Origin of the sequence: Actinomadura bangladeshensis, from assembly GCF_004348335.1 — a bacterium.
Classification (GTDB): Bacteria; Actinomycetota; Actinomycetes; order Streptosporangiales; family Streptosporangiaceae; genus Spirillospora; species Spirillospora bangladeshensis.
The window spans coordinates 1-582 of record NZ_SMJW01000599.1; the positions used below are offsets into that span (position 1 = coordinate 1).

Here is a 582-nt window from a genome sequence, read left to right on the forward strand (position 1 = left end):
GGGGCCGGGTGCGGCGGCGCTGCGCGGGGTGCTGGGGCATCTGGCGGAGTGGACGCGGTGGCAGGCGGCGGCGATCCGGTCGGCGGCGACGGGCGAGGAGCCGGTGCCGGCGGGCCGTCCCCCCGTGTTCGCGCCGGTGTTCGGCCGGGAGCTGCCGTACGAGGTGCGGGAGCGGATGATTCAGGACGCGATGGCGCTGCGGTCGCTGGGCGAGGTGGCGCGCGACCTGGAGGAGGTGCTGGCGTCGGTGGGGCACTGGGCGGCGGGCTGCGACGACGCGCTGTGGCTGGAGGAGCTGCCCGACCCGCGCCCCTACGGGCCGCCGGGTCCGCCGCGTCCGCTGGCGGACCTGCTGGCGGGCTGGCGCGGGCCGCTGGCCCACATCGAGTGGCATCTGGACCGCCTCGCCGACGGGCCTCCGGAGCCGCCGGACGGGGACGAGGAGGAGGTCTGGGTGGTCGACCGCTGCCCCCTGCAGGCGTGAGCACCCCGCTGCGGCTGCGCGCGACCGGCGCCGTGCCGGTACCGGTCGGGCGGGGCGGGTCAGCGGGCGGGCGCGTGGCCCGGTTCGGGGCGGCGGGG

General features: G+C 79.7%; 1 protein-coding gene. It reads left to right on the forward strand.

The annotated features are described in order from the left end of the window. A partial coding sequence (locus E1284_RS42305; protein ID WP_165965642.1) for a hypothetical protein occupies positions 1–484 on the forward strand: 484 nt, incomplete at its 5' end. Between the last annotated feature and the right edge of the window lie 98 nt (positions 485–582).